This is a genomic window from Bradyrhizobium altum, assembly GCF_020889705.1.
Taxonomy (GTDB): Bacteria; Pseudomonadota; Alphaproteobacteria; order Rhizobiales; family Xanthobacteraceae; genus Bradyrhizobium; species Bradyrhizobium altum.
In genome coordinates, this window is the sequence record NZ_JACMYP010000271.1 from 1 (window position 1) to 11,773 (window position 11,773).

13 protein-coding genes are annotated in these 11,773 nt (G+C 66.0%); 4 read left to right on the forward strand and 9 right to left on the reverse strand.

Annotation, left to right across the window (positions count from 1 at the left end; translation table 11 throughout):
• The coding region (locus H8B02_RS39185) for an exodeoxyribonuclease VII large subunit (protein WP_283842306.1) at positions 1–718 on the forward strand (718 nt) is incomplete at its 5' end.
• A gap of 109 nt (positions 719–827) precedes the next feature.
• Here the strand turns inward: H8B02_RS39185 and H8B02_RS39190 are convergent.
• Positions 828–1,664, reverse strand: coding sequence for a dienelactone hydrolase family protein (locus H8B02_RS39190; RefSeq protein WP_229171073.1), 837 nt, complete (start codon positions 1,662–1,664; stop codon positions 828–830).
• A 186-nt stretch (positions 1,665–1,850) separates the two neighbouring features.
• Between H8B02_RS39190 and H8B02_RS39195 the strand changes: the two genes are divergently transcribed.
• A complete protein-coding gene (locus H8B02_RS39195) occupies positions 1,851–2,078 on the forward strand; it encodes a DUF2093 domain-containing protein (RefSeq protein ID WP_016848019.1) in 228 nt (75 codons plus the stop codon).
• Positions 2,079–2,092: 14 nt separating this feature from the next.
• On the opposite strand, the gene lpxK is transcribed toward H8B02_RS39195, so the two are convergent.
• The 6 genes from lpxK to H8B02_RS39225 all read right to left on the reverse strand — a co-directional run bounded on the left by lpxK (position 2,093) and on the right by H8B02_RS39225 (position 7,738).
• Complete coding sequence (lpxK, locus tag H8B02_RS39200; RefSeq protein ID WP_229171074.1) at positions 2,093–3,115, reverse strand: tetraacyldisaccharide 4'-kinase; 1,023 nt, start codon at positions 3,113–3,115, stop codon at positions 2,093–2,095.
• Entirely contained in the window at positions 3,108–4,442 is a 1,335-nt protein-coding gene (locus H8B02_RS39205; protein WP_229171075.1) for a 3-deoxy-D-manno-octulosonic acid transferase, read from the reverse strand. Before H8B02_RS39205 ends, lpxK begins: the two co-directional genes overlap by 8 nt.
• Positions 4,405–5,118 carry a lysophospholipid acyltransferase family protein gene (locus tag H8B02_RS39210; RefSeq protein ID WP_229171076.1) on the reverse strand — a complete coding sequence of 238 codons (714 nt, stop codon included), beginning with the start codon at positions 5,116–5,118 and terminating at the stop codon, positions 4,405–4,407. Before H8B02_RS39210 ends, H8B02_RS39205 begins: the two co-directional genes overlap by 38 nt.
• The gene (locus tag H8B02_RS39215) at positions 5,115–5,363 is read right to left on the reverse strand and encodes a DUF4170 domain-containing protein (RefSeq protein ID WP_050628541.1); all 249 of its coding nucleotides are present in this window, start codon (positions 5,361–5,363) and stop codon (positions 5,115–5,117) included. The genes H8B02_RS39210 and H8B02_RS39215 overlap by 4 nt, the downstream gene beginning before the upstream one ends.
• A 190-nt stretch (positions 5,364–5,553) precedes the next feature.
• Positions 5,554–6,363, reverse strand: coding sequence for a 3'(2'),5'-bisphosphate nucleotidase CysQ (locus tag H8B02_RS39220; protein WP_229171077.1), 810 nt, complete (start codon positions 6,361–6,363; stop codon positions 5,554–5,556).
• The gene (locus tag H8B02_RS39225) at positions 6,350–7,738 is read right to left on the reverse strand and encodes a TldD/PmbA family protein (RefSeq protein ID WP_229171078.1); all 1,389 of its coding nucleotides are present in this window, start codon (positions 7,736–7,738) and stop codon (positions 6,350–6,352) included. Before H8B02_RS39225 ends, H8B02_RS39220 begins: the two co-directional genes overlap by 14 nt.
• 276 nt (positions 7,739–8,014) lie before the next feature.
• On the opposite strand from H8B02_RS39225, the gene H8B02_RS39230 reads away from it, so the two are divergent.
• Positions 8,015–8,539: a DUF6101 family protein gene (locus H8B02_RS39230; RefSeq protein ID WP_229171079.1), complete on the forward strand. Its 525-nt coding sequence runs from the start codon at positions 8,015–8,017 to the stop codon at positions 8,537–8,539.
• Positions 8,540–8,914: 375 nt separating this feature from the next.
• Here H8B02_RS39230 and ubiA read toward each other — a convergent pair whose 3' ends face one another.
• Together ubiA and H8B02_RS39240 are read right to left on the reverse strand one after the other, a co-directional pair.
• Complete coding sequence (ubiA, locus tag H8B02_RS39235) at positions 8,915–9,847, reverse strand: 4-hydroxybenzoate octaprenyltransferase (protein ID WP_229171080.1); 933 nt, start codon at positions 9,845–9,847, stop codon at positions 8,915–8,917.
• A 25-nt stretch (positions 9,848–9,872) separates the two neighbouring features.
• Positions 9,873–10,607 (reverse strand): hypothetical protein, encoded by a 735-nt coding sequence (locus H8B02_RS39240; RefSeq protein ID WP_229171081.1) that lies wholly within the window; start codon positions 10,605–10,607, stop codon positions 9,873–9,875.
• 466 nt (positions 10,608–11,073) lie between these two features.
• Here H8B02_RS39240 and H8B02_RS39245 point away from each other — a divergent pair.
• A partial coding sequence (locus tag H8B02_RS39245; RefSeq protein WP_229171082.1) for a 16S rRNA (uracil(1498)-N(3))-methyltransferase occupies positions 11,074–11,773 on the forward strand: 700 nt, incomplete at its 3' end.

An 11,773-nucleotide genomic window follows, 5' to 3' on the forward strand; every position in this document is an offset into this window, starting at 1 on the left:
CAACGAGCTGCGTGCCGCGGCGCGTGCGCTGCCGGCGGCGAACGAGCTGCTCGCGATCCCGCGGCAACGGCTCGATCATCTCGCAGCCGGGCTGCCGCGCGGGCTGAAGGCCAATACGCACGCGCATTTCCGCCGCTTTGCCGCGTCGAGCTCGCGCCTCACGATCGGCGTGCTGCGCGGCCAGGTCGCCCATGCGCGGCAGCGGCTGACCGTCTCGGGCGAGCGCATCACGCTGTCGGCGCGCTCGCTGCTGCATCGCCGGCGCGAGCGCTTCAGCGGGCTCGAGATCCGGCTCAAGGCCTCCAAGCTCGCCAATGCGAAGGCCCAGCGCAACGCGATCGCGCGCGATCTCGAGCGCACCCACCGCCTCGCCGAGCGCGCCCGCCGCGCGCTGCTGACCACGCTGCAGCGGCTCGAGGCGCGTGTCGCCCATCGCAGCCAGCTGCTGTCGGCGCTGTCCTATCGCGGCGTGCTCGCGCGCGGCTTTGCCCTGGTGCGCGACGCGCAGGGACACGCGATCCATTCCGCGGCGGCGGTCGGCCCGAACGCCAACCTGTCGATCGAGTTCGCCGACGGCCGCGTCGCTGCCACCACGGATGCCGATCAGCCCGCGGCGACGGCGACGCCTGAGAGCCAGCCGAAGCTGCAGCCGCGCGAGGCGAAACCGGCGGCGCCGAAGCGCGTCACCAAGCCGGTCGATCAGGGCAGCCTGTTCTGATTTTTTTCTCTAGAGCTTCGGTTCTGATTGAATCAGAACCAAAGCTCTAGATTCTTGTTTTGACGCGTTTTCTTCACGCGAACCGGCGTCCACTTCGTTCGAAAACGCTCTAGCGCGCCAGCCACTCGGCGACTTGCTTCTGCGCGTCCTTGCGTGCGCTCGCATCGGTGCCGACATGACCGGGCTCCGTGATGTCGACCTCGGACGAGGCCGCGACCGCATGCAGCGGCAGGTTGGCCCGGTCGAAATCGTGATAGGCCTCGGGATAGACCACGATCCGCGCCAGCGCGCTGCGGCCGCGCGCGCCGTCGACCATCTGGTGGCAGGCCGATGACGACGTCACATCATCGCGCGCGCCGATCAGGACCAGCGTCGGCACCCGCGCGCTCCAGCCAAGGCCTGACGAGGTGCGGCAATCCGGATAGAACGCGACCGCCGAGCGGAAATCCGGCTCGACGTTGCGCGACCACATCTGCGGCCGCACCGCCCAGAGCAACGCGGCCGCGCCGTTGCCCCAGCCGATCAGACTGATGCGGCTCTTCGCCACCCATTTCTGCTGCTCCAGCCACTGCCGCGCCGCGTTGATGTCGGAAACCCGCGCACGGCGGGTCTGGACCTGATGCTCCCTTATGCGGCACTGGGGTCCGAGCTCGCGCGAGCCGTAGCTGTCCGGCAGGAGTACCGCATGGCCCGATGTGAGCAATTGCTCGGCCCAGTCGCGATAGCGCGGCAGCACCGGCTCGGAACGGCCGGCGAGACCGCCGCAGCCATGCAGCGCGATGACCGTCGGGAACGGGCCATCGCCATCGGGCCGGTAGAGCTGCGCGTGCAGCGTGACATTGCCTTCGGGAATTTCGACCTGATGCGGGGCCGAAAGCGGCGCCGCCGCCACCGCGGCCTGCACGGCAAGCATGGCGAGGCATATGAAAACTGACTTGAGGCGCATCCGATCCGGCCGGCTCGTTATGGCGCCGCAAACACAGCGGACCACAGCTGCAACGCTACCATGCGCGTCCGCCGCCAAATCATCACAAGTCGGTGGTTTAACGGGCGGACATGACCCCCTATCTGTGATAGATGGCTTGATAAATATCCAGGTGGCCTCGTGCGAGGCAAAGCGGAGAGCTCAAACGTGCTGAACAAGTTCGGTCCCTCGGGCCATGGCGAAGCGCAAGTGCAATATCTCGATGGCGATTTCCGCGTGATCTCGCCTGGCACCTTTGTGCGTTGTGCCATCACCGATGTCCGGATTCCGCTCGACGAGCTGAAGTACTGGAGCGTCGACCTGCAGGAGGCCTACGCCACCCCGACCGCCGTGCTGCAGCGCCACCATCCCGGCGTGCTCAAGCCGCAGGCTTAAGCTCAAGGCTGGGTTCATGTGCGCAGCCTCCTGCTCCGCGCCTTGAACAGCTGATCGGTCACCAGGCGCCGCAGCGCGGCAGCATCCTCGAATTGCAGCGTCACCGCGAATGGCACGATCGCCTGTGCCCAGGCCGACATCCCGGCCGGACCACGCAACCGCGCCAGATCCTTTTCTGTCGTCACCAGCGTCAGGGCGTCGCTTCGCCCGTCTGCGACGAGCTGTTCGATCTCATCCTTCGTGAAGGCATGATGATCGGGGAAGGCTCTGTTGCGTACGACGTCGACGCCGCTTGCGCGCAGCGTGTTGAAGAAGCGCGCGGGATCGCCGATGCCGGCGAAGGCGAGTACGCGCTGACCGCGCAACGCATTCAATGAGGCCTCATCCGGCCTCAGATGCGCCGACAATACCGGCTTGCCACGGGACGCGAGATCGGCCGCAATCTTTTTCGTACCACTCCCCTCGCCGACCACGATCAGCGCGTCGGTGCGTTCCAGCTGCGGCGACAGCGGCGCGCGCAACGGTCCGGCCGGAATGACGCGGCCATTGCCGACGCCGCGCGTGCCGTCGATCACGATCAGGCAGGTGTCCTTGAGCACGCTCGGATTCTGGAAGCCGTCATCCATCAGGATCACGCTTGCGTTCTGCGCGCGCGCCAGCGCAAGGCCCGCAGCACGGTCGCGCGACACCACGACCGGCAAGGTCGCCGCCATCATCAGCGGCTCGTCGCCGATATCGGCCGCCGTATGGTGGTCACGATCGACCTTGACCGGCCCGGCAAGCCTGCCGCCATAGCCGCGGCTGAGCACCACCGGCCGCTCGTCGAGCTCGCGCAGCAGTTTTGCCAGCGCCAGTACCGTCGGGGTCTTGCCGGCGCCGCCGACATGGTAATTGCCGACGCAGATCACGGGAATGCCGGCATCGACGCCGGAGCCCTGCATCCGCCGCGCGGCCACCGCGCCATAGAGCGCGGCAAGCGGTCTCAACAATTGCGATATCCAAGACGAAGGCCGGTGCCAGAAGGCCGGCTCACGCATTGGCGGCTCCCATCTCGAGCTGCAACTGCAACAGATAGGGCTCGAGAGCGATCACCGTGCGCTCCAGCGCGCCACCGAGCTGCTCGACGACGCGCTCGGAAGCCGCAAGCGACGTGTCGCGTGCCGCGGGATCGGCGAGGAACTGGCCGAGCTGCTTGACCAGCGCGTCCAGATCGTCGGCGCGCCGCGCGCCGCCGGCATGATCGAGCGCGTCATAGACTTCGGTGAAATTGAACACGTGCGGGCCGTGCACGATCGCAGCGCCGAGCTTGATCGCCTCGATCGGGTTCTGGCCGCCATGCGCGACCAGCGAACCGCCCATGAACACGATCGGCGCGAGGCGATAGAACAGGCCGAGCTCGCCCATCGTGTCGGCGACATAGATATCGGTGGTCGCGACCGGCAGGTCCTCGTGCGAGCGCAGCCCGGGGCGCAGGCCCGCTTCCGTCACCAGCCGCGCCACCGCCTCGCCGCGCGCGGCATGCCGTGGCACGATCACCGTGAGCAGCCCGGGAAAGAATCCGGCGAGCGATCTGTGCGCCTCGATCAGGATCTCTTCCTCGCCGGGATGGGTGGACGCGGCAACCACGATCGCGCGGCCGCGCGTCACCGACATCAGCCGCTCCAGCTTGGCCGGATCGGCCGGCGGCGCCGCGACGTCGAGCTTGAGGTTGCCGGTCACCATGACATTCGGGCAGCCGAGCGCGGCAAAGCGTTCGGCGTCGGTCTTCGACTGCGCGAGGCAGATGTCGAACCGTCCGAGCAGCGCCCCGATGGTGTTGGAGACCCGGCGCCAGCGCGGGAACGAGCGCTGCGACATCCGCCCGTTGATCAGCACCATCGGCAGCCGCCGCGCGGCGCTCGACAGGATCAGGTTCGGCCACAGGTCGGACTCGATGAACAGCGCCAGCGACGGATGCCAATGATCGAGGAAGCGCGCGACATAGCGCGGCGAGTCATACGGCACGTATTGATGGATCACGTCGGGCGGAAAGCGCTTCGCCACGATCGCGGCCGAGGTCACCGTGCCCGAGGTGAGCAGGATGCGCAGATTGAGCGCGCGCAGCCGCTCGATCAGCCCGACCGCCGCCAGCACCTCGCCGACGCTCGCGCCGTGAATCCACACCAGCGGCCCCTGCGGCCTGGTATCGGCGCTGACGCCGCGCCGCTCGCCGACGCGTTCGGGATCTTCCTTGCCGAGCTTGAGCCGCCGCTTGATCAGCGCAGGTGCGAGCGGCACCATCGCGGACGACAGCTTGCGGTAGACACGCAACGTCATCGGTAGCGAGCTAGCCAAGCGTTGCCTCCGGCCGCCCGACGGCTGCATAGGCGCGCCGGGTCGCTTCGTTGAGAAGATTCTCCACGTGCTGCCGAAGCTTTTCCATCGTTGCGGCATCGGCATCGGGCGGCACATAGACCGGCTCAATACCTACCACTGCGCCGCGCCCGAATGGCAAATTGATGGTCGTGGAATCCCAGTTTTTCAACCGGATGAATCGGCTGGTGACCATCGCAAAGGGGATGATCGGCCGGCCGGTTTCCCGCGCCAGCATGATGGCCCCGAGGCCCGCGACCCGTGCCCGCTTCGGCACGTCGGCCGTGGTGGCCATGTTGCAGCCGTCTTCCAGCGTCCGAACCATCTCCAGGAAGGCGCCGACGCCGCCCTTGCGGTGGAACGCGCCGGAATGGTCGCCGGAACCCCTGATCGTGCCGATGCCGAGCCGCTCGACCGCAAGGGCGTTGAACTCGCCGTCGCGGTGGCGGGAGATCAAGACCTTGGCGCGGTAGCTGTCCTTGGTCTTGATGAACGGCGTCATGAAGTGCTGGCCGTGCCAGAACACGAAGATCGCCGGCATCAAGGGCTCGACGATCCCGTATACGTCATGCGGCTGATAGATGAAGCGGTTGGTGTACCACACCAGCCGCAGATACTCGGCCGCAAGCACACCCAGCGCGCGCTGCACGACGCCGCTGCGCAGCAGATCGCGAAGAAGTCGTTTCAATGGGAGTGCTTTGTGTCCTGCTCAGGATCGAGCAACCGGTGGAGGTGAACAACGAAATAGCGCATCTGGGCGTTGTCCACGGTCGCTTGCGCCTTCGCCTTCCAGGCCGCATAGGCGGTCGCATAGTTCGGATAGACGCCGACGATCTCGACTTCGTCCAGGTTCTTGAAGGTGTTGTGCTCGAGATCGGTCAACTCGCCGCCGATCACGAGGTGAAGCAGCTGTGGCTGGGCATTGTCTGACATGATGGTTTTCCTAACGAGATGCCCGGCAAGCAAATGAAGTCGTGGTCGTCACAGGTCTGGTCGTCACAGGTCTGGTCGTCACAGGTCTGGTCGTCACGAGTCTGGTCGTTACAAGTCTGGTCGTCACAGGTTTGTCGTCGTAACAAGTCTGTTCGTCACAATCGGAAACGCGGTGCGGATCGGCGGGGCCTCACGGCAATGGACGGTTGCGAAAATGCTCGACAATGCGTGCATGACGTTCGCGTCCTGCTGCCACCAGCACCCCATGCGTCACCTCCCGGCGATTATACTCAATCGCATCCCCCGAGAGCGCGGTCATCCTACCACCCGCTTCCTGCACGATCAAATTCGCGGCGGCAAGATCCCAGTCGCGGCTTTGCCCGCCTGCAAAGGCGGCGTCAAGTCGACCTTGTGCTACGCGGCACAACCGCAGGGCCAGTGATCCGATCCGCGGAAAGAGCGTGATCTCGTCCGAGGTCGGGCTGAGCCGCTGCACCAGCGGTTTCGGTCCGGCCATGCGGGGAAAATCGAAATCGGTACCCGCGGTCGCGTGCACGCCGCTGTCGTTCAGGGTCGCGCCCTGGCCGCGGGCGGCAAAGAAGAATTCTTCGGTCACCGGCGCATACACCGCCGCGAGCACCGGCGATGCATTTTCAACCAGCGCCACACTGACGCACCAGTCCTCGCGCCCGGCGAGATAGGCGCGGGTGCCGTCGATCGGATCGACGATCCAGGTGAAGCGCCTGTCGAGCCGGGTCGCGTTGTCGGCGCTCTCCTCCGACAGCCAGCCGTAACCCGGCGTCGCCGAACGCAGCTGCTGCTCCAGGAGGTCATTGACGGCAATGTCGGCCTCGGAGACCGGCGAGGACGCGCCCTTGATCCAGTTCTTCAATTCGGTGCGGAACAGCGACAATGCGAGCCGGCCCGCCTCCTGCACCGATCTGGTCAGCAAGGCGGCGTCGCGCGCCTTGGTCCAGTCGTCCGTATCAGCGTCCGCCAAGCGTCAGCCCCTCGATGCGCAGCGTCGGTGAATTGACGCCGTAGCGGAATTCCAGATCGTTGGCGGCAACCAGCGACTTGAACATCGGCAGCAGGTGTCCGGCGATGGTCACTTCGCTGACCGGATAGGTGATCTCGCCATTCTCGATCCAGAAGCCGGACGCGCCGCGGCTGTAATCGCCGGTCACGCCGTTGACGCCGGAGCCGATCAGGTCGGTGACATAGAAGCCCTGCTTGATGTCGGAGATCAGCTCCTTCGGCGTCACCGCACCCGGCTCGAGATGCAGATTATATGTTCCGGGCGACGGCGAGGACGATACGCCGCGATGCGCATGCCCGGTCGTGACCAGGCCGAGCTCGCGCGCGGTCGCGGAGTCCAGCACCCAGGTGGTCAGCACGCCTTCGTCGATCAGCGCGATCTTCTTCACCTTGACGCCCTCGGCGTCGAAGGTCTGCGAACGCAGGCCGCGCACGCGCAGGGGATCGTCGATGATGCGGATATCCCTGGAGAACAGCTGCTCGCCGAGCTTGTCCTTCAGGAAGCTGGTCTTGCGCGCGATCGAGGCGCCGTTGATGGCGCCGACCAGATGGCCGACGATCGAGCCCGCAACCCGCGGATCGAACACAACTGGCACCTTGCAGGTCTCGACCTTGCGCGGATTCGACCGCGCCACCGCGCGCTCGCCGGCCTTGCGGCCAACGGCCGTCGGTGAATCGAGATCGGACGCATGCGGCGCGCTGGTGAAATCATAGTCGCGCTCCATGCCGGTGCCCTCACCGGAAATCGCCGTCGTCGAGATGCCGTGGCTGGAGCGCAGGTAAGAGCCATGGAAGCCGGTCGACGTCACCAGCACCATGCCGCCGATCCCGGTCGAGGCCGACGCACCGCCGGACTTCGAGACACCCTTGACCGCGAGCGCCGCGGCCTCCGCTTCGATGGCGCGCTGCTCGAGCTCGGCCGTGGTCGGCACCGTGCGGTCGAGCAGATCGAGATCGGGGAAATCATGCGCATGGAGCGCGGGATCGGCCAGACCGACATATTTGTCGTCGGGCGCGACGCGCGCCATCGCGACCGCGCGCTCGGCGAGCTTTGCAATCCCGTCGCCGCTGACGTCATTGGTCGACACCACCGCCTGGCGCTGGCCGACGAACACCCGAAGTCCGACATCGTCGCCCTCGGAGCGCTCGGTTTCCTCGACGCGGCCGTCGCGGACTTCGACGCCTTGCGAGACGCCGCGCACCGCGATGGCATCGGCCGCATCGGCGCCGGCGCGCTTTGCGGCTTCGACCAGACGCTGCGCAAGGTCGCTCAGGCCGGACTGGTCGAACAGATCGGAGGTATCGCCGTGTCGCGATGCAGATGGTGAAGAGTTCACGAACGAATTCCTGCGGATGGAGGGGGGCCCGGAATGGCGTCGACAGACCTAACCAGATGTGCCGGATTCACAGGGAATTCAAGCACTTTGCACCGGCGGGCAACAAAGATTTGAGTGATCGGCGCAAGGCTTCGTCAATCATGCGGGCCAACCTCTTGTCAATCATGGCACCAGGTGAGGAGCGGTTAACCAGGCTTTTTAAGCCGAAACGGCCATCGCTCGGCTAGGCTCTCACACATCGACCGGGAACATAATCCCGGCGGGGAGACTAAGGCTTTGAGGCGTCAAACACCAACAAGCGGAATCAATTCCGCCGGGTCGAGCCGCGCACTGCGGCTCGACCCTCTTTCCCTTCCGCTCAGCTTCCACGCGCAGGATGCGCGCGCGGATGGCGGCATGCGGCAGGTCGAGCTTCACCGCGAACATGTCGTGCTGCGCCGTGCCGTTCTCGGCATGCGGATGGCGGTCAATGTTCGCGTCAGCGATTTCCTCGGCGTCGCGCTGCGCGGCATCGACGACGCGCAGATGCTGGTGCTGGTTCACCGCGATCCCGCGCTCTCCATTCCGCTCGGCACCAGTTCGGATGCCGAGGAGATCGCCTCCGCCTGGCAGATGTGGAGCGACATCTTCCGTCTCCCGCAACTGACCGAGCCGGCGCCGCGCCAGCCTGCACCGCGCCGCCGCCGCCGCAACGCAATCCGCGCGCGCCGCCCGAAATTCCTGGTCCGCCGCCGCGCCGGTGTCAGCCTCAACGGCACCAGCGTGCATCGCGACGAGCGCGAGATCATCGCGCGGAATTGAGTTCGTTTCGCTGCGCTCCACGACTGTCACCTCTTGGTCGTACTGGCGAAAGCCAGGACCCATAACCACCGCATTCGGTGATGAACGGGATCGTGGTCACGGCGACGCGCAACAATCGAGATTTGGGGTGATGGGTCCTGGCCTTCGCCAGGACGACGATGAGGATGGTTCTCGATTCAAGTTGTCACACCACGCGGTGTCATCACCCGCGCATGCGGGTGATCCAGTATTCCAGAGACGGCAGTGCTTGAGCCGAGAGGCCGCGGCGTACTGGATCGCCCGGTCGGTCAAGCCGGACGATGACAGCTGAGAATGAGGACGCAGCTTCGCATTGAGGTGTGCTCACCACTGTCATTCCGAAGCAGGAGATCGTCCTTACGCCGCCCGCAGCACCGCATCGACGACCAGACTCGCGAACAGGATGAAGCCGGCGTCGCGGTTGGATTTGAAGATGCGCAGGCAGAGCGCGGGATCGCTGGTGTCGAGCCGGCGGACCTGCCAGGCGAGATGCAGTGCAAATGCCGCAAGGCCGATCCAGGCCGGCCAGCGTGCGCCCGCAAGCGCGAACGCCACGCCGATCAGCAGCACGGCAAGACCATAGAAAATCACCAGCGCCCGATGGGTGCGTGCGCCGAACAGGCGCGCGGTGGATTTGACGCCGATCAGCGCATCATCCTCGGCGTCCTGATGGGCGTAGATGGTGTCGTAGGCGATCACCCAGGCGATCGAGCCGGCGTAAAGCGCGATCGCGGCCGCATCGATGCGCTCGAGCGTCACCGCAAATCCCATCAGCGCGCCGTAGGAAAAGGCGAGGCCGAGCACGACCTGCGGCCACCAGGTGATCCGCTTCATGAACGGATAGATCGCGACGATCACCAGCGAAGCGATGCCGGTCATCACCGCAAAGCGGTTGAACTGCAAAAGTACCGCAAGCCCGATCAGCGCCTGCAGCACCATGAATACCACCGCCTGCGTCACCGTGACCTGCCCGGCCGGGATCGGCCGCGACCGTGTACGCTCGACCCTGGCGTCGAGATCGCGATCGGTGATGTCGTTCCAGGTGCAGCCCGCGCCGCGCATCACGAAGGCGCCGACGAAGAACAGCAGGACGACGAGCGGGAGCGAGCGAACATCATGCGCGACGCCGGCGGCGAGCGCCGCCGACCACCAGCACGGCATCAACAACAGCCAGGAGCCGATCGGCCGGTCGTAGCGCGCAAGCCGCAGATAGGGCCGCGACCAGACCGGCGCATGGGTGTCCACCCAGTTGCCTGTGGAGTCGGCAACGCGGGCGGAGACATCGCTCATGGCTGGTCAATCATCGGGCGCCCAATCATCGGGTCAGAACGTTGCCGTTCAACGTGTCGAAGGTGCTGCCGCCCTTCTTGGTCGGCGTCGCTTCCGGCAGCGAGGCGGACGAGCCGAGCACGTCGCTCAGCGACGGCCCCGCGGGGCCGCGCGGCTGTGCCGCCGCCTGCTCCGCGACGTTGCAGACCTTCTTCAGCAACGCCTCGGTATTCTTGTGGCCGGTCTTGAGCTGATCGGAGATCTGCGGCGGGATCCCGCATTTCGACGCGTTGCTGTCGACGTATTTGATCATCTTGACTTCGGCCTGGCTGTAATTGCCGATCAGCTTGCAGGCCTCCTGGGGGCTGGCGTGCCGGTCGCTCGCCGCCTTGATCGCCTTGCCGCGCTTCTCGGTCTCCTCGCGCAGCGGGACGAAATCCTTCATGCAGGCGTCACCGGCGGCACCACCACCGGCGCCGGGCGGGGGCGGCGGAGACGACAGACCGCCGCCGGCGATGGGAGCCGCACCACTGCTAGGAAATGGCGACGGCGCGCCGCCGACCCTGGCCGCGGGCGCGCCGTTGACCGGCGGAAACGCAGGATCGGGAGCAGTGCTCGCCCGGCTTGGACGCGCGCCGTTCACCGGCGGGAACGCGGGATCCGACGCGGTGCCAGCCTGGCCTTGATTGGGCAACGGCGCCGGAAAGGCGCTCTGGGCCGCGGCGTGCCCCGCTGACAGGGCGGTCGCGGCAACGGTCAGCACGATCAGTCGGCGGATCATCGAGGGTGTTTCTCCGGCAAAAAGGTCCAGGCAACCCCAGCGCTACAAAAACGAAGCAACGAAATTTGGGGGCGTTTTACGATTCCTGTGAGGCCTTAACAACCCGTGGATTTGGGCGACAGCGCGGCGTAGGGCCACACCGGCCACATTAAATTGTTCCCCGATTCTAAGCCTTTAGGCTACGAACGGCGGCAAAATCGACCGTGAAGCAGACCTGAACACGATTTTCGGTCATGCACCGGTTTGAATTTTACGATCCTACGCTGACCGAAAAACAAAAGGGGCCGCGTGCAAGCGACCCCTCGGACTGGAAAAATGACTTGGTGTCAGAAGCAATATATCGACGCTTCCTTACTACCTTGGCAGGCGAGTTCCTGGCGAGTCCGCGCGATTACGGTGTCGCGCGGTTTGGTTAACGTGCCAGGCAACACTGACGCCGCTGGAGCGCATCTCAAGAACCCACGACATGCCTGAACACGATTTCCGCTGCCCCCGCCTGTTTGTCGATGCCCCGCTCGGTGCCGGCGCGACCGTTTCGCTCGAACGCGACCAGAGCAACTATCTCGGCAACGTGCTGCGGCTTGCCGCCGGCGACGCCGTGCTGGTGTTCAACGGCCGCGATGGCGAATGGCGCGCGGAGATTTCCGGCCGCAAACGCGGCGACACGCTGACGATCACGGCGCAAACCCGCCCGCAGGACCGCCTGCCCGACGTGACCTATGTGTTCGCGCCGCTGAAGCATGCGCGGCTCGACTACATGGTGCAGAAGGCGGTCGAGATGGGCGCGGCACGGCTCGTGCCGGTGCTGACCCGCTTCACCCAGGTGTCGCGGGTCAACAGCGAGCGGATGCGCGCCAATGTAATCGAGGCCGCCGAGCAATGCGGCATCATCTCGCTTGCCGAGGTCGCCGATCCCCTTCCGCTCGAGCGTTACCTGGCGGGGCGCGATCCGGCGCGGCTTCTGGTGTTCTGCGACGAGGCGGCCGACGTGGCTAACCCGGTGCAGGCGTTGCAGGCGGCGACCGCAGCAAACGGCGGGATCGACGTGCTGATCGGCCCCGAGGGCGGCTTTGCCGAGGAGGAGCGCGCGCTGCTGCTGCGCCAGCCCAACATCCTCCGTCTCGCGCTCGGGCCGCGCATCCTGCGCGCCGACACCGCCGCCGTCG

Bases quoted from the DNA above. Each gene is read 5' to 3' on its own strand.
- H8B02_RS39190 (WP_229171073.1), bottom strand. From the start codon at position 1,664: ATGCGCCTCAAGTCAGTTTTCATATGCCTCGCCATGCTTGCCGTGCAG.
- lpxK (WP_229171074.1), bottom strand. From the start codon at position 3,115: ATGCGTGAGCCGGCCTTCTGGCACCGGCCTTCGTCTTGGATATCGCAA.
- H8B02_RS39205 (WP_229171075.1), bottom strand. From the start codon at position 4,442: ATGCAGCCGTCGGGCGGCCGGAGGCAACGCTTGGCTAGCTCGCTACCG.
- H8B02_RS39215 (WP_050628541.1), bottom strand. From the start codon at position 5,363: ATGTCAGACAATGCCCAGCCACAGCTGCTTCACCTCGTGATCGGCGGC.
- ubiA (WP_229171080.1), bottom strand. From the start codon at position 9,847: ATGAGCGATGTCTCCGCCCGCGTTGCCGACTCCACAGGCAACTGGGTG.
- H8B02_RS39240 (WP_229171081.1), bottom strand. From the start codon at position 10,607: ATGATCCGCCGACTGATCGTGCTGACCGTTGCCGCGACCGCCCTGTCA.